The 15,743-nt window shown below is 63.7% G+C and carries 17 protein-coding genes; 11 read left to right on the top strand and 6 right to left on the bottom strand.

The window, feature by feature from the left end; translation table 11 throughout:
* Nucleotides 1-156: 156 nt before the first annotated feature.
* Nucleotides 157-543, top strand: coding sequence for a helix-turn-helix domain-containing protein (locus N8A98_RS02690; protein ID WP_315974528.1), 387 nt, complete (start codon nucleotides 157-159; stop codon nucleotides 541-543).
* Nucleotides 530-1,030, top strand: a complete 501-nt coding sequence (locus N8A98_RS02685) for a DUF6456 domain-containing protein (protein ID WP_262168941.1) — start codon at nucleotides 530-532, stop codon at nucleotides 1,028-1,030. The genes N8A98_RS02690 and N8A98_RS02685 overlap by 14 nt, the downstream gene beginning before the upstream one ends.
* Here N8A98_RS02685 and N8A98_RS02680 read toward each other — a convergent pair.
* Nucleotides 1,027-1,452 (bottom strand): SufE family protein, encoded by a 426-nt coding sequence (locus tag N8A98_RS02680; RefSeq protein WP_262168939.1) that lies wholly within the window; start codon nucleotides 1,450-1,452, stop codon nucleotides 1,027-1,029. The genes N8A98_RS02685 and N8A98_RS02680 overlap by 4 nt on opposite strands.
* A 168-nt stretch (nucleotides 1,453-1,620) precedes the next feature.
* Nucleotides 1,621-1,914 carry a hypothetical protein gene (locus N8A98_RS02675; RefSeq protein WP_162740344.1) on the bottom strand — a complete coding sequence of 98 codons (294 nt, stop codon included), beginning with the start codon at nucleotides 1,912-1,914 and terminating at the stop codon, nucleotides 1,621-1,623.
* A 366-nt stretch (nucleotides 1,915-2,280) separates the two neighbouring features.
* Between N8A98_RS02675 and N8A98_RS02670 the strand changes: the two genes are divergently transcribed.
* From N8A98_RS02670 to N8A98_RS02660, 3 genes are read left to right on the top strand one after another with little or no spacing between them, the layout of a single operon-like run.
* Nucleotides 2,281-4,056 (top strand): PAS domain-containing sensor histidine kinase, encoded by a 1,776-nt coding sequence (locus tag N8A98_RS02670; RefSeq protein ID WP_262168936.1) that lies wholly within the window; start codon nucleotides 2,281-2,283, stop codon nucleotides 4,054-4,056.
* A complete protein-coding gene (locus tag N8A98_RS02665) occupies nucleotides 4,053-5,234 on the top strand; it encodes a peptidoglycan-binding domain-containing protein (RefSeq protein WP_262168935.1) in 1,182 nt (393 codons plus the stop codon). The genes N8A98_RS02670 and N8A98_RS02665 overlap by 4 nt, the downstream gene beginning before the upstream one ends.
* The gene (locus N8A98_RS02660) at nucleotides 5,234-5,584 is read left to right on the top strand and encodes a DUF1491 family protein (protein ID WP_262168933.1); all 351 of its coding nucleotides are present in this window, start codon (nucleotides 5,234-5,236) and stop codon (nucleotides 5,582-5,584) included. The genes N8A98_RS02665 and N8A98_RS02660 overlap by 1 nt, the downstream gene beginning before the upstream one ends.
* Here the strand turns inward: N8A98_RS02660 and N8A98_RS02655 are convergent.
* Nucleotides 5,581-6,729, bottom strand: coding sequence for a DUF2336 domain-containing protein (locus tag N8A98_RS02655; protein ID WP_262168931.1), 1,149 nt, complete (start codon nucleotides 6,727-6,729; stop codon nucleotides 5,581-5,583). The genes N8A98_RS02660 and N8A98_RS02655 overlap by 4 nt on opposite strands.
* Nucleotides 6,730-6,931: 202 nt before the next feature.
* On the opposite strand from N8A98_RS02655, the gene N8A98_RS02650 reads away from it, so the two are divergent.
* Genes N8A98_RS02650 through chrA form a run of 3 tightly spaced genes read left to right on the top strand, consistent with a single transcriptional unit; the run spans nucleotide 6,932 to nucleotide 9,160 of the window.
* Complete coding sequence (locus N8A98_RS02650; protein ID WP_160172784.1) at nucleotides 6,932-7,102, top strand: hypothetical protein; 171 nt, start codon at nucleotides 6,932-6,934, stop codon at nucleotides 7,100-7,102.
* A complete protein-coding gene (locus tag N8A98_RS02645; RefSeq protein ID WP_262168928.1) occupies nucleotides 7,095-7,925 on the top strand; it encodes a hypothetical protein in 831 nt (276 codons plus the stop codon). The genes N8A98_RS02650 and N8A98_RS02645 overlap by 8 nt, the downstream gene beginning before the upstream one ends.
* 23 nt (nucleotides 7,926-7,948) lie before the next feature.
* Entirely contained in the window at nucleotides 7,949-9,160 is a 1,212-nt protein-coding gene (chrA, locus tag N8A98_RS02640) for a chromate efflux transporter (protein ID WP_262168927.1), read from the top strand.
* Nucleotides 9,161-9,445: 285 nt separating this feature from the next.
* On the opposite strand, the gene N8A98_RS02635 is transcribed toward chrA, so the two are convergent.
* The 3 genes from N8A98_RS02635 to N8A98_RS02625 form a co-directional block, all read right to left on the bottom strand.
* Nucleotides 9,446-10,030 (bottom strand): DUF1254 domain-containing protein, encoded by a 585-nt coding sequence (locus tag N8A98_RS02635; protein ID WP_262168925.1) that lies wholly within the window; start codon nucleotides 10,028-10,030, stop codon nucleotides 9,446-9,448.
* Nucleotides 10,027-10,602, bottom strand: coding sequence for a DUF1214 domain-containing protein (locus N8A98_RS02630; protein ID WP_262168923.1), 576 nt, complete (start codon nucleotides 10,600-10,602; stop codon nucleotides 10,027-10,029). The genes N8A98_RS02635 and N8A98_RS02630 overlap by 4 nt, the downstream gene beginning before the upstream one ends.
* A gap of 188 nt (nucleotides 10,603-10,790) precedes the next feature.
* Nucleotides 10,791-12,899 (bottom strand): transglycosylase domain-containing protein, encoded by a 2,109-nt coding sequence (locus N8A98_RS02625; protein ID WP_262168922.1) that lies wholly within the window; start codon nucleotides 12,897-12,899, stop codon nucleotides 10,791-10,793.
* A gap of 184 nt (nucleotides 12,900-13,083) precedes the next feature.
* Here N8A98_RS02625 and N8A98_RS02620 point away from each other — a divergent pair, with 184 nt between their 5' ends.
* The 3 genes from N8A98_RS02620 to N8A98_RS02610 all read left to right on the top strand — a co-directional run bounded on the left by N8A98_RS02620 (nucleotide 13,084) and on the right by N8A98_RS02610 (nucleotide 15,703).
* Nucleotides 13,084-13,539 (top strand): YcgN family cysteine cluster protein, encoded by a 456-nt coding sequence (locus N8A98_RS02620; RefSeq protein ID WP_262168919.1) that lies wholly within the window; start codon nucleotides 13,084-13,086, stop codon nucleotides 13,537-13,539.
* Nucleotides 13,540-13,640: 101 nt separating this feature from the next.
* Nucleotides 13,641-14,294 (top strand): diguanylate cyclase domain-containing protein, encoded by a 654-nt coding sequence (locus N8A98_RS02615; protein ID WP_262168917.1) that lies wholly within the window; start codon nucleotides 13,641-13,643, stop codon nucleotides 14,292-14,294.
* A gap of 137 nt (nucleotides 14,295-14,431) precedes the next feature.
* On the top strand, nucleotides 14,432-15,703 hold the full coding sequence (locus tag N8A98_RS02610; protein ID WP_390888796.1) for an Hsp70 family protein: 1,272 nt from the start codon (nucleotides 14,432-14,434) through the stop codon (nucleotides 15,701-15,703).
* The last annotated feature ends 40 nt before the right edge of the window (nucleotides 15,704-15,743 follow it).

Raw genomic sequence — 15,743 nt, 5'->3', positions numbered from 1 at the left:
CCGATCCACACCCTCTCCCCTCGACGGAGGAGCTGGGCCAGTGAGTGCCCACGCCAATAAGCCCGTCTACACATCTACTTATTCGACTTATCCCCGGCTGGCCTTCTGCGTTGCAATGTGTAGGAATAAATTCCTTGATTGCAATGGAGGCCGAGGGTGCATCCTACTTATCAACCAGTCGCGACAGTGGTGCAAGGCCAGCCTGGTACAGGCCATGCCTGGGCGTGTGACGATGTCGCTGCCTTGGTAGCGCGCGAAAAAAATGTGCCCATGCGGTTGCTTATGCATGCATCGCGCTGTCGAGCCTCGGCCGCGCGGGCGCGGCAGCTGGCCATGTATCTTGCCCATGTCATGCTGGGGCGCAGCCTGAGCGAGGTGGGAGATGCGTTCGGGCGAGATAGGACAACAGTCTCATATGCCTGCGCACTGATCGAAGATCTGCGCGAGGACGCCGAATTCGATGCTTTCGTCACCCGGCTCGAACAGGTGATCGACGAGCAGCATGCCCAGCCTCTATGGGAGCCCCGCCATGCCGGCCATTGAGCAGAGTGACGACGCGGTGCTGGCCCGGCTGGCGGCCAGCAAGCAGGCCGATGGCAGCCCGTTCCTGGCGCCGCACCATGTGGCGGCGGGCAATCGGCTGGCGCAATTGGTCGAGCGCTCACGGCTCAGCCCGCGCGTGACCATGAGCTATGATGCCAGCCGGATCGGGCGCAGTGGCGGCAATGGGGTGGGCGACGCCTCCGATTCGGCGGCGGATGCGCGCCAGCGGCTGAATCGCTTGGCATCGCTACTGCCGACGGATTGCTGGGGCGTGGTGTTCGATGTGTACGGGCTGGGCAAGGGCTTGCAATTGATCGAGACCGAACGGCGCTGGCCGCGGCGCAGCGCCAAGCTAGTGCTGCGCATCGGGCTCGAGCAATTGGCGGGGATTATGGGGCTGTCGGCGGGTGCTGAGGGGCCGGCTGGGGGCAGGCAGACGGGGTGGTTGGAAACACGGTTGCCGCTGATTGCGGGAACGGCGCCCTAGCTCAGCGCCTTCCCCTCGGCCCGAATCCGATTGACCATGGCGACCAGGCCATTGGAGCGCTGGGTGGTCAGGTGTTCGCGAAGGCCCAGTTTGTCGAACAGGGCGATGGCGTCGGTTTCGGCAATGTCCTGGGCCGGACGACCGGAATAGAGGGCGAGCAATACGGCGACGAGGCCCTGCACGATCATGGCGTCGCTTTCCCCGCGATAGGTGAGAATGGTCTGACCATCGCGCTGGGCCGTCTGAGCCGCCAGCCACACTTGCGAGACGCAGCCATGCACCTTGTTTTCCGGCGAGCGTTCCTCGTCGGTCAGCTTGGGCAAGGCCTGGCCTAGTTCGATGATATAGCGATAGCGGTCTTCCCAATCGTCGAGGAAAGACAGGTTTTCGGCAATGTCCTGGAAGGCTTGGGGCTCGGTCATGGGCTGTATCTAATTCATGCCAGCCCGCTTTTCCACACCCGCGGGCGCAAGAAAAAGCCGCAAGCACGGGGCAACGCGCCTGCGGCAGGGGCCAGGGTCGCTGGAGGAAACTCGCTTGGGCAAGCGAGGCGACCCTGAATTGGCGGAAGAGCGCCCTTCTGGACGCTCTTAACCGGCCCGGTCCGGCCGAGGCCTGGGAAAGGGGACCGGGCTGGCGATCGGCGTCTCATGCATGGGGGTGCCGATCGCGGAACTGGACTGCATGGCGGCCGACAACACGGCCTTGCCGCCAATGCATTGTAGAGTGTCGCATTCAATGTTCTGGACCTGCTCGGCGACCACTTGGGTGCCGGCGGCGACAGCCTGGCTAGACAGGCTATTGGCGGCATCGGCGAAATCGACGCCGGGCTTGATCACCATATAGGCGACGGTCAGCCAGAAGATGGATCGAACCAGAAACATTGCCAGATATTCCGTATTTGCTGGCGGGCTATTGCCGCCCTCGTCACCAAAGCTAGCCGGCACTGTTTAAACTGTGCTGGGACATTTCGATAAAATTTGAATCAAATTGGGCGCCCTCGTTAAAGATGGGCAACACCTTGTTTACGCTATTCCTCAAAACCCGCCTTTCCTCGCTCCCGCGCCTTCTCCAGGGCGTCGCGCTTAAGGTCGTCTTAGCTCTTGAGCGCGCAGGTTGGGACCAACAAGACCTGAACCCATTCAGGCAGATAAGACGCGTTTCTGTCTTGTCCTGGTATGCCCCGGCGGCGTCATAGTGTGAGTAAAAACTGTATGCGTAGCCTGTTCTCTTTTGGCGAAAGCAAAGAGATGAAACTGGCCGTTGCCGGCTCCGGGCATCGGCCCGAAGTGCTGCGCCGCAAGACGCTGGCCAATAATGCACGGCTGGCCATTGCCGCCTTCGGCCTGCTCATGCCTTTCGCAATCTATTGCCTGGTGACCGGCGCGCTGCTGCCTTTCGTACTGGCCTCCATGGGTCTTGCCGGCGGCATGCTGACGCTGTCGCTGCACCAGCGCCAGCTGTTCGATGAAGCCGCGGCCGGGCAGGTGGTCACCATTATGGCCATGGGCTTGCTGCTGACCTTGGCCGATACGCGCTTTGGCGATGTTGGCCTGGCTGTTGCATCCATGGGACCCATTCTGGCCTCGCTCGTCGCCCGCCATCCGCTGCGGCGCCAGGCTTGGTGGCTATTGGCAGCCATCGCTGGTCTCGCTGCCATTGCGTCGCTGTTCGGAATTTCCGCAATTCCGGTGTCCAACGATGTGCTGACGCCCACGTCCCTGCTGGTTTTTCTGGTCGCTGTCGGCCTTGTCGGGCACACGGCCAACCGCATCAACGCGGCCTATGAAGTCTATGACAAGGCGCAGGTTACCGCCTACCGGCACCTGATTGAGCATGTGCAGGACGCAGTGATCCGGTTTTCTGGCACGGGCGAAGTGCTGCTGGCCTCGCGCTCGTCCGAGCAGCTGTTTGGCTGCCGCCGCTATGAATTGACCGGAACGGGCCTGGGTGAGCGCGTGCATGTGCTCGACCGCCCCGCCTATCTCAGCGCCTTTGCTGATGCCAATCTGGCCGGTCGCACCCGCATGATCGAGCTGCGTATGCGCCAGGATGATCCGGCGGGTGCGACCAAGCTGCCGCGCTTCATCTGGGTCGAGATCAGTTTTTCGCCCGTGCTCGAATCACAGGGCGATGGTTCGCGCTTTGAAGTGGTGGCGCTCTATCGCGACGTCACCGGCCGCAAGGATGGCGAGACGGCCATGGCCGAGGCGCGCCGGGTTGCCGAGGAATCCTCGGATGCCAAATCGCGGTTCCTCGCTACCATCGGGCACGAGCTGCGCACTCCGCTCAATGCAGTGGTCGGGTTCTCCGAAATGATGACTTCGGGCATTGGCGGGGAGCTCTCGCCGACCCACCGCGAATATGCGGGGCTCATTCACCAGAGCGGCAAGCACCTGCTCGAAGTGGTGCGCATGCTGCTCGACATGTCCAGGATCGAGGCGGGCAAGTTTGAATTGCAGGCCGAACCATTCCATGTCGAGGGGCTGATCGAGCCCTGCTTCAGCATGGTCGAGCAACTGGCCAAGGAACGTCAGGTGACGCTGGCCGCCGAGATCGGCAAGGGCCTGCCCATGCTGGTGGCGGACGAGCGCGCTTGCCGGCAGATCATGCTCAACCTGCTCTCCAATGCCATCAAGTTCAGCAATCGTGGTGGTACCGTCACCGTGTCGCTCAAGCGCCAGGGGCAGAGCCTCAATCTATCGGTCAGCGACAGGGGTATCGGCATGGCACCCGAATCGCTGCAGCGCATTGGCGAGCCGTTCTTCCAGGCGCAGGACGGGCTGTCGCGCCAATATGAGGGCACGGGGCTGGGTCTTTCCATCGTCAAGGGCCTGGTGGACTTGCATGACGGCACATTGCGGGCCATGTCTGAGATTGGCGCGGGGACAACCGTCACTGTTTTGCTGCCTATAAACGGTCCAGCAATAAAGACGGAGGAAACTGCGATCGTGACACCCCTCCATAAAGAGCCGCCCGCCGCTCCCATCAGTTCATGGCACGACGAAAAAAGAAAAGCGCAATGACGGCAACGACACTCTCCCGCCTGCCACTGCTGGCGGGCAGCGCCGTTGCGACCTATCTGGGTCGCGCCGGCCTCTGGACTTTCTCGCGCTATATGCGGGCCCCGCTCGCCTCCACCGGCCTATTGGCCATGGTGACGATGACCGCGCTTGCCGCCAGCAACGCCCTCTATTTCCAGACGGCGCGCCATCCTGCGCCGCTGTTTACCCCCTCGCTCGGGGTGGCCGATATCGTGCCCGCTCCGGTGGCGGCGCCAGCCAATGCGCCCACGATTGCGCCGACGCCGATGCAGCAGAGCGTCGTGGCGACGCCGGTGACCAATGAGACCACGGGCAGCGTTACCCCGGTCTCGCAACCGATACCCGATGTGCCGGTGGGCAATAAGGATGCTTTCCAGGTGCAGAAGAAGCTGACCGAGCTGGGTCTCTTCGATGGCGCCGTGGACGGCTATTACGGTCCGCGGACTGCACAGGCGATTCGCGCCTTTGAAGAGCGCAATGGCATGGTGCCGACTGGCGCGCTGAGCCGAGAAGTGGTGGATGCCATTCTGCGCGCCGATGCTGCAGGCATGGTGCCGGTGCAACGACAGGCCGTGGCCGCTCCCGCACCACAGCCGGTGACGCCGCCGGCGCCCGTGCAGCAAGTGGCTGTGCAGCAGGCTCCTGTCCCGGTCCAACCAGTGACGCAACCGGATCGTGTCGTCGCCCAATTGCCGCCGCTGTCGCCGATCGATGATGCGGTGGACACGGTGGGTAATGCAGCCGCGCAGACTATCGATTCCATCGTTGCCGCGGTCGACGGCCGCCCGGCCGGTGCATCGAGCCAGCCGATTCCCGCCTTGCCGATGATGCCAGTCAGCCAGCCCATGCCGGCGCCGGTACAGGTGGCTTCGCTTGAGCCCATGGCTGCCCCCCGGCCGGTCACTGCCGTTGTGCAGCCGCAGGCGGCGCCCGCGCAAGCGACCGCTCCTCTGCAGCCGGCTAATGACACCCAGTTGATCAGCCAGATCCAGCGCGGGCTGGCGAGCCTGGGCTTTTACCACGCCCCTATCGACGGCAAGCCAGGCGAGTCTACGGCCAAGGCGATCCGCGAGTTCGAGAACTTTCACAGCTATCGGGTGACCGGGCAGGTGAACCCCGACCTCGTCGGGCTGCTGCGGGACGCCGGCGCGACCATCTGATGGCTGCGCTCCGCAGCGATCTATGGGTCAGCGCCTTTGTGCGTCGCCACAATGACCTGGGCAATATGTGCGTTGTGTCGCGGCGGGGTGATCCCATTGCCGGGCAGGTCTTTATCGAGGTGGATCATCTCGATGGTGCGGTGAGCCTGTTCACCCCCGCGCCGATGGCTGGCCGGGAAGGCAATGAAGCGGCCCTGGTGTTCCAGCGCCGCTTTCGCCGTGTCGAGCCCGCCAAGGTGCGCGAGCGCATTCAGCAGGAGATCAAGTTCGATCCCGACCTGTGGGTGCTCAGCCTAGATCTGCGGGGCGAGGACCCGGGGATAGAATTGGACGCGGGCTCGAAGCTCTAGCCAGCGCGGCGCAGGCCGATACGGGCCAGGGCTTCGATGGCCTGGTCGACCACAGGATTGTGCGTGGCCGCCGGCGTGCGGCGGCCGGTTTCGCTGAAGGGCTTGTATTCCGGCTTGTTGAGCTCGAGCAGGTTCACCTCGCCGCGCCAGGCGCTCATCAGATAGGCCATGGATTCGGGTGTGACATTGCCGAACAGGGTGGCGAAATCGGCCAGGGCCTGGGAGCGTTCGCCATCGTGGCTGGTGGCGTGGATCAATACTTTAAGCCCGTCATAGGCCGAGCATCCGAAGGCGCGCAGGATGACGAAGAGCGAGGCGCCGGAGACATCATGGGCGATCTGGCCGCAGCGCACTTCATCAAGCCCGGTGATCTGGCTGAGTAGGCGCGTGACTTCGGGGCGGCGGTTCTCCGAGAAGAGTTTCATCAGCGCCTTGGTGAGGTCGGCGCTGGCAACGGTGAGCTGTTCGATGGTCTTGCTGATCGGCGCGATGGGTGTGCCGCGATGGGCGAAGGCCTGGATGACCTTGACCCGGTCACTGTCGGACAGATCGAAAAAGGCCGGGGCCAACAGAGCGGCATCGAAATCGCTGCGTTTGGCCAGCGATTCGGCGACCACATGGTCCATCTGGGCGGAGCGGGCGAGGGCGCTGAGATAGGCGCCGCGGGGCTGGATGGCGGTGTTGGCGGCCAGCGCGCGATAGACCTTGCGCGAGTTCAGCTGGAACAGCTTGGCCAACACCACATTGGACAAGTCCGGGCGGGTGGCAATGATTGCGGCGGCGGGGATATCCTGACGGGCGATGACTTCAAGCGCGGTCTGGTCGGACAGCTCGGCAGCCGATTGCAGGAAGCTGTTGAGGTCTTCCCCAATATTCTCGACGACCAGGCGTTCGAGCAAAGGTGACAGCATTTCCGCACGTCCCAGGATGGCGGCGCCCTTGGCACGGGCCTGGGGAGCGGCCGTAGGGAACAGGCGGCTGGCCAGTGCCTCGAACTGTTCCATTTCGGGAGGCGTGGGCTTGCCGCGGCGGGTATAAGCGTCGCAGGCAGCGATCAGCAGCGTGTTGGTCCGGTCGATGCCACCGGTTTCGATGAGCAGCTGAAATGTTTCGTAGGGCTGAAAGCCAAGCATATCCGGGACCATCGACTCGCGTTGGCATCACATTCGATGCGTGGCCACTTTTGCGGCGAATTCGTTAGCGGACTGTTAACCTTGACGATCTCTTAATGCGCAGGCGTGAAAAGATTCACGCGGGGACGGACAGAGCGAGCGGCGTCGCCTGTCCGATGGTCCTTTTGAGGCTGCCTCCGGTAGGGACGGAGGGGCGAACTGGCTGGAGGCCGGCTTGGGTAAGCTCGTCAAATTCAATCTGCGTGAAACGGCGCCGAAAACCGCAACGAGGCTGAGCGGTGGCGCGCAGATCTTCATCTTTACCGGGGTGCGTTATGAGCGGGGGACAAATGCTGTGCCAAGCAAGCGGCTTGCCCCCTCGCGGCCAAAGCGTAAACGTGGCTGACATTTTGGGAGTGGCGCTGCGGGCCGTTGGTTCGATCGCGCTGGCCGGGCTGCTGGTGGCTTGCACCGGTGGGGCGCGGCCGGTTGGCGACTTCGGCCGGGCGGCGCCCAGCTTTACCCATGACACGGCGATGCCGGCGGTGGGCGGATGGCTGGCGCGGCAGCGCAAGGAACCCTATTCGGATTTCAACCAGACCGACCAGGAAGGCGAGATGCACAATCGCGTCTGGCGGTTCCTGATCGCGGCGCATGCCAAGGACTGGTTCTACGACACGGCGGTCGAATGGCAGCGTACCCGCATCCTGCCCGAGGTGGACCGCAATTTCTCGGTGGACCGCTACTATAACTGGCTTCGGACTACCCAGTATGAATCCTCGCGGGTGCGCTACTCGACAGTGGGGCGGCATATTGCGGCCGATCTCGATACGGTGCCGGGCACGTTCAAATCGATCTGCGAGGTGGTCGAGGTCGATCGGCAGCGGGCCATCGCGCTGGCCAATCTGAGCGGGCTGGGACCGGACGAGGCGCGCAATGTGGCCAATCGCAAGGCCGAGAACGACATTCACATCGCCTGGTTCGTGCGGGCGCTGAATTATCGCTACCAGTCGTATAATTATGCACTGGACCACCTGCTGGTGGAAACGCCGCATGAGCAATCGCTGGCGGTAGACGAGGCGTTGCGGCGCATGTCGGGCTATGTCGACCGGGCCAATAGGCGCGATTTCTGCGGCGATGGCGGCGCGGGTATGCAGCGTAGTGATGTTGTCATACCGTCACGCTACGAGACCCAGGTGATTGACCGGGAAATCGTGCTGCCCAAATAGCGGCGGGGCCGGATGGGAGCTGCATGAGCGAAGTGACACCAGCCCGACAGGGCAATCCCGGCGAAGTTTTTCTGGCATTTTTGAAGCTGGGGCTGACCTCGTTCGGTGGGCCGATTGCCCATCTCGGCTATTTTCGCGATGAGCTGGTCACCCGCCGCCGCTGGATCGATGAGCAGGGCTATGCCGATCTCGTGGCTTTGTGTCAGTTTTTGCCTGGGCCGGCTTCGAGCCAGGTTGGCTTTGCGCTGGGGCTATGGCGTGGCGGACCGCTCGGTGCGCTGGCGGCCTGGACGGCTTTTACCCTGCCATCGGCGATCCTGTTGGTGCTGCTCGCTTTGGGGGCGGGGGCCTTGGATGGGCCGGTGGCGCAGGGTGTGCTGCATGGGCTCAAGATCGTGGCGGTTGCGGTGGTGGCGCAGGCGGTTTGGGGCATGGCGCGGAGTCTGGCGCCGGACCGGCAGCGGTCGGCCATCGCGGTGGCGGCTTTGGCGGTGACCATGCTAGCAGCGGGTTCGATCGGGCAGGTGGCGGCGATCGGGCTTGGTGTCGTGGCGGGGCTGGTGTGGTGCCGGGGCGAAGTGGCGGCGACGCACGCGACGGCCTCGTTTGGCATCAGCAAGCGGTTTGGCGCGGCGATGCTGGCGCTGTTTGGCGTGTTGCTGTTCGGGCTGCCGCTGCTGGCCAATGTGGCCGGCTCGCAAGGGCTCAATCTGTTCGATGCCTTTTATCGCGCTGGGTCGCTGGTGTTTGGCGGCGGGCATGTGGTGCTGCCGCTGCTCGATGCCGAAGTGGTCGGCAAGGGCTGGGTGAGCGGGGACGAGTTTTTGGTGGGCTATGGCGCGGCGCAGGCCGTGCCGGGGCCGTTGTTTACATTCGCCGCGTTTTTGGGGGCGGTGAGTGGGCCGGTGCCCAATGGGGCGCTGGGGGCAGCGATTGCGCTGGTGGCGGTGTTCCTGCCGGGGTTTCTGCTGCTGGTTGGGGTGCTGCCGTTCTGGGATGCGTTTCGGGCGCGGCCCCTGGCGCAGGCGGGCATGCGTGGGGCCAATGCGGCCGTGGTCGGGATTTTGGGAGCGGCGCTGTATGACCCGGTCTGGGTGAGCGCGATTGTTCGGCCGGTGGATGTGGTGCTGGCGGTGGCGGGATTTGTACTGCTGATGGTGTGGAAAGCGCCGCCTTGGGTGGTGGTGGATGGGTTGGCGGTGGCGGGTGGGGTGATGGGGGCGGTGGGGTATTAACTCTGTTGTACCAACGCGGTGTCATCCCCGCGAAAGCGGGGACCTCTGTTTCCTATCTTTCCACCCCAAAACGGAGGTTCCCGCTTTCGCGGGAATGACACCGAGAGATTTAAGAAATTGGAGCATGGGAGGGCGCAGAACCCCTCACCCTGACTATTCTGCTGAACGCAGAATAGCCTGTCCCTCTCCCACAAGGGGCGAGGGTGGGCTCCGCGCTTGGCCTCACCACAGAGCTACCCTTCTCCCCTCGTGGGAGAAGGTGCCCGAAGGGCGGATGAGGGGGCTCTAAGGCGTGATCGTGGGTTCCGTGCTTGGCGTCGCGGGCGTGCCGCGCGTGCCACACTGCACATCGGCGAGGGCCTGTTCGAACCGGGCGCGCATGGCTTGGTGTTGTGGGGCGAGGCGGACCAGGACGAAGAGTTTGTCGCTGGTGGATTCGACCACGAGCAGGCCTTCGGCGATGTCGAGCTGCTGCTGGGCCAAGAGGCGGGTCTGGGCGGCGTTGAAGATGCCGAGTTCCAGGGTCTGGCCGATGCCGTCGCGATTGGTGGTGGAATAGGTGACGATGCCGGCCTGGTTGAAAATGGCGACCGACCAGAAGGCGTCGGGCATCATGCCGCTCATATAGGCGGGGCCCTGGCTGAGGTCGACCTGACACACGGCATAGGCCAGGTCCGGATCGAGCCCCAGCGGATTGGGCTGGCCGGGTTCGACCTTGGGCAGCACCAGCATACGATTGGTCGCGCCCAGCGCTTCGATGCGGGTCCAGACGGTTTCCTTGGCGAGGGCGGGCAGGGTCAGGATCACCAATATATGGATGATGCCGCCCAGCACGGCGCCGGCCAATAGCCAGAGCAGGGTGCGGATCATGCGCAATCCTCCCGCTCGATGACGGGCATATTATTGGTGCTGCCGTTGAGGCCGGAGAAGACCGTGGTGTCGTAAAGGGTCAGCACCAGGCTGAACGGGCCGGTGCCGGTGAGTTCGAGCCAATTGCCGGGCATGAGGCGGGTGCCGACATTGAGTGTTATGGCGCCGTCATTGGCGCGGGCAAGGCTATCCGAGCGGATGGCGGCCTGGCCGTCGGGCGCAGCGATATTGATGCCGCCGCTATCCACCGCATAGAGCGTCCAGAAGGTGGCGAGGGGCGTCGTGCCCCCTAAATGATAGGTGCAATTGCGGGTGAGCGGTTCGCCGGCGCTGTCGGCGGTGGCAGTAAACTGGATGCCTTCGCTGAGGCCCAATTGCAGCGATGCCGCGCGGGCCAGGTGGGCGCGCGTATAGGGATTGGGCTGGGCGGAACCAACATCGGGCCAGGCGCTCCAGGGACCGATCTGCGCGCCGCCGAACAAGCGTCCGTCATTGAGCGCATACCAGGACAGGCCAAAGCCGATGCCCAGGGCGACTGCAATCATCAGCAGGAGGTGAATGACGAAACGCAATGGCGGTCAGGAGTTCGAGGGGGCGGGAATCGGCATTGCGGGGTGACCTCGACGCGGGGATTGGCTGGTATGGCTATAGCAACGGGGCCGGATGGGGGAAAGGCGCGATTGGGGGCACACATGCCTCCACTCGCGCGACCTCGTGGTTCGACAGGCTCACCATGAGGTCTCTCAAGCATCGGCAGAGTTTACAGCCCCGCGCTCGACCCGGGCACGGCTGCCTGGTTGTTGATCGGTGTGGCGGCGCGGAGTTCGCCCCGGAACAGGCCGGCCAGGTCGAGCAGTTTGCGGGCAGCGGCGGGGGTGAGGGTTGGCGGGCGCTGGGCGACTTCGACCTGCTCCTCGGCCGGGTCGGCCGCGGCAACCACGGTCTGGGTGGGGACGAAATCGACGCCGAAGACCGGCTTGATGTCGATATTGGTGTGGGCATAGGCCATGAATTTCTGCCAGGCGATGGCGGGCAGGGTGCCCCCGGTCAGGGTCTTGGTGGGGTGGTAATCGTCATTGCCGAACCAGACGGCGGCGACGTAATTGCCGGTAAAGCCGCAGAACCAGGCATCGCGATAGGATGAGGTCGTGCCCGATTTGCCGACGACCGGCACGCCGGGCACATCGGCACGGCGGCCGGTGCCGCCAGTGACCACGCCGCGCAGCATGGAATTCATGCCGGCCACGGTGGTTTCGCTGAGCAGGCGTTCGCGCGGGGCGTTCGGATCGGCCTCGAACACCAATTCGCCATTGAGCGTTGCCATGCGGGTAATGCCATAGGCCGGGGTTTTGAGGCCGTCATTGGCCAGCACCGCATAAGACGAGGCCATGTCCAGCACCGACACCGAGGCGACGCCCAGCGCCAGCGAGCGGGTGACGGGGTAATCGGCGCGCAGGCCCATGCGGTGGCTGAGCGCGGCAATGGGATCGCGGCCGGTCTTGATCGAGAGGGTCACGGCGACGGTATTGAGCGATTGGGCCAGGGCGCTTTGCAGCGTCACGGTGCCCTTGTAATTGCGGCCGTAATTCTGCGGGCACCAATCGCCGATGCAGACCGGGCGGTCGGTGATGGTATCGGTCGGCTTGAGGCCGAGCTGTTCCATGGCCTCGGCATAAACGAAGACCTTGAAGGCCGAGCCGGGCTGGCGGGTGGAAACGATCGCGCGATTGAACTGGCTTTTGCCATAGTCCGTGCCGCCCACCATGGCGCGCACGGCCCCGCCAGTGTCGGTGACCACCATGGCGGCCTGCGACACGTCATATTGCTCGCCGTTTTCGCGCACGGTGGAGGTGACGGCCTCCTCGGCATATTTCTGCAGCGTGGTGTCGATCGTGGTGCGGACCACGAAATTGTTGGAGGCGTGGCGGGTGGTTTCGATGATCTTCTTGGATTCCTCGAACGCCCAATCGAGGAAGTAATTCGGCGAATTGGCGTCGGCGGTGCGATCGACCGGGGTGGCCGGATGGCGGCGGGCGGCGGTGACCTGACCCTCGGTGAGGAAGCCGGCGGCGACCATGTTGGAGAGCACGAGATTGGCCCGGCCGCGGGCGGCGGCGAGGTCAACGTGCGGGGCATAGCGGGTGGGGGCCTTGAACAGACCCGACAGCATGGCGGCTTCGGCCAGATTGATGTCCTGCACCTTCTTGCCGAAATAATAATCGGCGGCGGCAACGACGCCGAAATTGCCGCCGCCCATATAGGCGCGGTCAAAATAGAGTTTGAGGATTTCGTCCTTGGAATAATGCCATTCGAGCCACACCGCGAGGAAGGCCTCGATGATCTTCCGCTCGATGGTGCGCTCGGAAGAGAGGAAGAGGTTCTTGGCCAGCTGCTGGGTGATCGAGGAGCCGCCCTGGGTGGAGGCGTCGCCTGAGGCATTGCTCATCAGGGCGCGCAAAGTGCCCACGACGTCGATGCCGAAATGATCGTAAAAGCGGCGGTCTTCGGTCGAAAGCGTGGCCTTGATCAGGTAATCGGGCATGTCCTTGAGGGCCACGGAATCGTCCGAGCGGATACCGCGGCGGCCAATCTCGGTGCCGAAGCGATCGAGGAACACTACGGAATAGTTTTCGGCCTTGTTATACTCGCCCGAGGCGGTGGCGTCGAAGGCGGGCAGGGCGAGCGCCGTCATCAGCACCGCGCCGATAGCGCCGAAAGTGAAGGCGTCGGACAAAATTTCGACGAAGAAGCGTTTGATACCGGTGACGCGGAACACCGACATGATGTCCTGGAACTTGGTCCAGCCCCGGCCCAGGCCCTGCCAGAAGTCGTAAAGCGAGGAATCCAGCCACGCATCGGCCGCCAGCATGGACGACTTCCTGGGCCGCTTGTCTTTCGTGTAGAACGGATCCTGCACCGCTTGGTCCCCGGCTGCGCCTCTGGCGGACAATTGTCTGGCCAAAGCGCTGAATGCAACTCAATCGCTGGAATATGATTGCCAATAATGGCGTATAAGAGCGAACCGGCAACACCATGCCGCATGTCAGGTTAAGATGGCCTTTTGGGAAGAAAAAACACTCGAGCAGATGAGCGAAGCGGAGTGGGAATCCCTCTGCGACGGCTGCGGGCGCTGCTGCCTGATCAAGCTCGAGGATGAAGATACCGGCATCCTGATCACCTCGGATGTGCGCTGCAAGCTTTTGGACGGCGATAGCTGCCATTGCACCGACTATCCGGGGCGGCAGGCCAAGGTGCCCGATTGCATCAAGCTGACGCCGCAAAATGTCACCGAGATCAAGTGGATCCCCACCACCTGCGCCTATCGCCGCATCGCCGAAGGCAAGGGCCTAGCCTGGTGGCATCCGCTGGTGTCGGGCGATCCGCAAACGGTGGTGGATGTGGGCGTGTCGGTGTCCGGGCGAACGTTCCTCGAGACCGAAGTCGAGCCCGATACCTGGGAAGAGCATGCGGTGGACTGGCCGGAATGGGAGCCACCGGAGGGACTTTAGACTTTCGGCAATACTTGCTTAACCATAAGTATTAACCACCGATTAACCATGTTGTGGCCTGATCGCTGGCGCTGTTGTTAGTGCCCGGGACAGGCGACGATATGACCGATGCGGTGATTGCCAAGGATAGCGCGGAGCATTTCTGGGGCCGGGTGCGGACTGCGTTGGGCGCGTTGCGGCCGGTGCGGCAGGAGCGCGGGCCGGCTTATGGGCAGGCAGCGATTGCCCGGCAGATCGGCATGAAACCCAAGCTGGGCGCGCGCATCGAAGAGGAATTGACCAGGGCCTGGGAGGCTTCGGCAGAGGCCGGGGTGTCGATGAGCCTGCTGGTGATCGAGATCGACCGCTATCGCGAATATTTCGCCTGCTACGGCAAAGGCGCGACCGATGATTGCGTGATGACGGTGATGCAGACCATCGCCGATGCACTGCCGCATGATGATGACACTTGCCTGCGCATGGGGCGCGCGACGTTTGTCGTGGCGCTGCCGGATATGCCGGTGCTGATGGCGCGCACGCTGGCGCAGAAAATCAGCAAGGCTATTCGGGGGCAGGGGCTGGCACATAAGGAAAGCCATGCCGGAACGGTGACGGTCAGCGTCGGGCTGGCGGTGACCAATCCGCAGGGCGCGTTCGACCGGACATTCTTCGAGGCGGGTGCGCAGGCGCTGAAAAAGGCGCAGCGCAAAGGCATGGGGCGGCTGGAAGTGGTGGATTTGCGGCCGGCGCAGGAGAAGCGGCGCAAGGCTGCTTGAACCCCCTCATCCGCCCTTCGGGCACCTTCTCCCACGAGGGGAGAAGGGAAGAGGCCGGGTTGCGTCATTGGCGTTGAGCCATTATGAGGGCCGTCCCTCGCGCCGCTGGGCGCACTCTCCCATGATGGATGGCTCCCATGACCCTTGCTTGCGGCCTCGACTTTGGCACGTCCAATTCGACCATGGGTTTTGTCGGCGCTGATGGCATCCCGCGCCTGCTGCCGCTCGAAGATGGCAGGCAGACCATGCCCAGCGTGCTGTTCTTCAGCTTCGAGGACAATCTGGTGCATTTCGGGCGCCAGGCGGTGGCCGAATATGTGACCGGGGGCGAGGGGCGGCTGATGCGCTCGCTCAAAAGCGTGCTGGGCACCTCGCTGATCGGGGACACCACGCGGGTCAAGGGGCGGCGCTATGACTTCATCGAAATTCTGGGCATTTTCATTGCCGAGTTGAAGCGGCGGGCCGAGACGGACCTGCATGGCCCGGTCGAGAACGTGGTCGTGGGGCGGCCGGTGCATTTCGTTGACGACGATATGGAGGCTGACCGGGCGGCGGAGGCCCAGCTTGAAGACGCGGTGCGCAAGCAGGGCTTCCAGAATATCGATTTTCAATATGAGCCGATTGCGGCCGCGCTCGATTACGAGCGGCAGGTGAGCGACGAGCGGCTAGCGCTGATCGTCGACCTTGGCGGCGGCACCTCGGACTTTTCGGTGGTGCGGGTCTCGCCCGAGCGGGCGCGGTCGGTGGAGCGGGCCCGCGATATTCTGTCGACGGCGGGTGTGCATGTGGGCGGTACGGACTTTGACCGGCTGCTTTCCATGGCCAAGGTGATGCCGCAATTGGGGCTTGGCAGCGAGACCAAGGACGGCAAGCGCTATCTGCCGGTGGCGCCCTATTATGACCTCTCGACCTGGCACCGCATCAACCGGCTCTATAATGCGCAGACTCTGCGAGACCTGCGGGGCACCATGCGCGAAGCGCAGGGGGCCGAGCGGGTCGAGACCATGATCGAGCTGATCGAGGACCGGCTGGGCCACCGGCTGGTGGGGGCGGTCGAGGCGGCCAAGATCGAACTGTCGGATGCCGCGGAAACCGCGTTCCAGTTTGCCGTACGCGAGCGGCAGGTGGAAACCAGCATGACGATCAATGATTTGACGCAGGCATTGGAGCATTCGGTGGCGCGCATTGAAGCAACCATTGCCGAGACTTTGCGGCGGGCTGGAGTGAATGCGGGCGAGATCGACAGCCTGATCCTGACGGGCGGCTCGACCCAGGTGCCCGCCATTGCCAATCGGCTGCGGGCGCTGTTTCCCACCTCCGAGCTGGTGCGCACCGACGTGCTGGGCAGCGTGGGGCTGGGACTGGCGCTGGATGCGGCCCGCAAATTCGGACCTGCGCTTCCGGCATAGTTCCCATGCGGGAATGACAGGCAGCGGCCACACCTTCGCC

Origin of the sequence: Devosia neptuniae (assembly GCF_025452235.1) — a bacterium.
Classification (GTDB): domain Bacteria; phylum Pseudomonadota; class Alphaproteobacteria; order Rhizobiales; family Devosiaceae; genus Devosia.
Note: the sequence above shows the minus strand (reverse complement) of the source record. Positions and strands in the feature narration are given on the sequence as shown.

What these genes read in the sequence shown, in the direction of transcription:
- N8A98_RS02610 (WP_390888796.1), top strand. Translation starts at nt 14,432, where the DNA reads ATGACCCTTGCTTGCGGCCTCGACTTTGGCACGTCCAATTCGACCATG.
- N8A98_RS02635 (WP_262168925.1), bottom strand. Translation starts at nt 10,030, where the DNA reads ATGATCCGCACCCTGCTCTGGCTATTGGCCGGCGCCGTGCTGGGCGGC.
- N8A98_RS02615 (WP_262168917.1), top strand. Translation starts at nt 13,641, where the DNA reads ATGACCGATGCGGTGATTGCCAAGGATAGCGCGGAGCATTTCTGGGGC.
- N8A98_RS02625 (WP_262168922.1), bottom strand. Translation starts at nt 12,899, where the DNA reads ATGCTGGCGGCCGATGCGTGGCTGGATTCCTCGCTTTACGACTTCTGG.
- N8A98_RS02620 (WP_262168919.1), top strand. Translation starts at nt 13,084, where the DNA reads ATGGCCTTTTGGGAAGAAAAAACACTCGAGCAGATGAGCGAAGCGGAG.
- N8A98_RS02670 (WP_262168936.1), top strand. Translation starts at nt 2,281, where the DNA reads ATGAAACTGGCCGTTGCCGGCTCCGGGCATCGGCCCGAAGTGCTGCGC.
- chrA (WP_262168927.1), top strand. Translation starts at nt 7,949, where the DNA reads ATGAGCGAAGTGACACCAGCCCGACAGGGCAATCCCGGCGAAGTTTTT.
- N8A98_RS02685 (WP_262168941.1), top strand. Translation starts at nt 530, where the DNA reads ATGCCGGCCATTGAGCAGAGTGACGACGCGGTGCTGGCCCGGCTGGCG.
- N8A98_RS02655 (WP_262168931.1), bottom strand. Translation starts at nt 6,729, where the DNA reads ATGGTCCCGGATATGCTTGGCTTTCAGCCCTACGAAACATTTCAGCTG.
- N8A98_RS02680 (WP_262168939.1), bottom strand. Translation starts at nt 1,452, where the DNA reads ATGACCGAGCCCCAAGCCTTCCAGGACATTGCCGAAAACCTGTCTTTC.
- N8A98_RS02675 (WP_162740344.1), bottom strand. Translation starts at nt 1,914, where the DNA reads ATGTTTCTGGTTCGATCCATCTTCTGGCTGACCGTCGCCTATATGGTG.
- N8A98_RS02660 (WP_262168933.1), top strand. Translation starts at nt 5,234, where the DNA reads ATGGCTGCGCTCCGCAGCGATCTATGGGTCAGCGCCTTTGTGCGTCGC.
- N8A98_RS02665 (WP_262168935.1), top strand. Translation starts at nt 4,053, where the DNA reads ATGACGGCAACGACACTCTCCCGCCTGCCACTGCTGGCGGGCAGCGCC.